Here is a 1,326-nt window from a genome sequence, read left to right as displayed (position 1 = left end):
CTATAAATGAGCAAATATCGAATTTTGCACAAACTTATCCCACAAACTTAAAAGCTTCTTCGAATGAGGCGCTGCTTTTTATGAGGCGGTACAGGTTTGCAAACTGTTCCTGCTTTAGCTGCTGCTTCAAGGATGCGTATCCCTCTTCGAATGTGCAGTAGTTTCCAGAATGCATACAGCACAAATAGTGGACCAACGACATGATCAGCCAATACCTTTGGATTCCCTGACGGGATCGGATTTGATAACTATCCAGCGCAAGTTTACTTTTGCTCTGCCGGAAAAATAATTCAATCGGCCACCGTTTCGTATAGGTGTCCAGGATCTCCTGCGTGGATAACTCTGCATTTGTAGAGAGAAATACACGCAATGCTTTGGGATTCCCAAATCCATCCTTCGGATAGCTGAGGATCACCGCTGCATTTGGAATGCCATTCAACTCCCCTTCATAGCGGTATACATAGAATTCACGGCTGCCAACGGTCACGAGGCTGACATCCGGGTCTGTTTTCCGCAAATGAAGGGCAAATGCACTGGCTTTTTGACGGATCCCGCATGGATAAAGGATTCGGTTGGTCTTTAATGCCCCAACCGTATAGAATCCTTTCCGAATAAAACGGTCCATCACTTTTGCAGTAGTATACCAGCTGTCACAAAGAAAGTAGGAAATGACCGGCGCAGCGGGAAGTTCTTCCGCGATCTCCTGTACAATCTGGATCTTTGATCTTGATTTATCGTACAGGATGACTGCATAATTCAGGGTAATCCCGTTGCAGGAAAGCATAACGGAGACAACCTGATGCCCATAATCCTGACAGCCTTTTAAATGTGATTGATGAAAATACGCAGCTTCGATTGGATGAACCGCCTGTGACGAAGGCCGGGTATGTGAAGCAATCGTATCATCCACAATACAGTAAATCGGTTGTCCGGAACGCTGTGCTTCCCTATAAATGGCTTGGAGGATGCTGCTTTTTAAAACATCCTGCAATGCATCGTCCTTCCATTTTCCGTGATTCAGGAAATAAGCGGTCGTTGTCCTGTGGCAATGGCTGACTTCTTGGAAATCAACTGTTTTTCCCCGGTATCCCCGGAGAAAAACAGACAGGATGATGGTCAATAAGTGGTTCAGATACACATCGGATAAAAATAATCCGAGATTTAATGCTTTCAGGTAATTGTAAATATGTTTGGAATGATGTATACTGTTTGCAACGGACACCCCCTTGTTTGAGTGAGTATGTTGTTTGTTGGTACTTCAATTATACATCCTTCTACAGAGGGTGTCTTTCTTTTGTGCAATATTTTGGATTTGCTCATTTATAG

At 44.0% G+C, this 1,326-nt stretch carries 1 protein-coding gene; it reads right to left on the bottom strand.

Annotation, left to right across the window (positions count from 1 at the left end; translation table 11 throughout):
• Positions 1 to 34 precede the first annotated feature (34 nt).
• Entirely contained in the window at positions 35 to 1,222 is a 1,188-nt protein-coding gene (locus tag GPK88_RS17200) for a transposase (protein WP_238046251.1), read from the bottom strand.
• Positions 1,223 to 1,326: the final 104 nt, after the last annotated feature.

The sequence above is a fragment of the Blautia sp. MCC269 genome, from assembly GCF_018785655.1.
Lineage (GTDB): Bacteria > Bacillota > Clostridia > Lachnospirales > Lachnospiraceae > Blautia_A.
The sequence above is the reverse complement of the archived record's forward strand: the minus strand, read 5'-3'. Positions and strand labels throughout refer to the sequence as shown.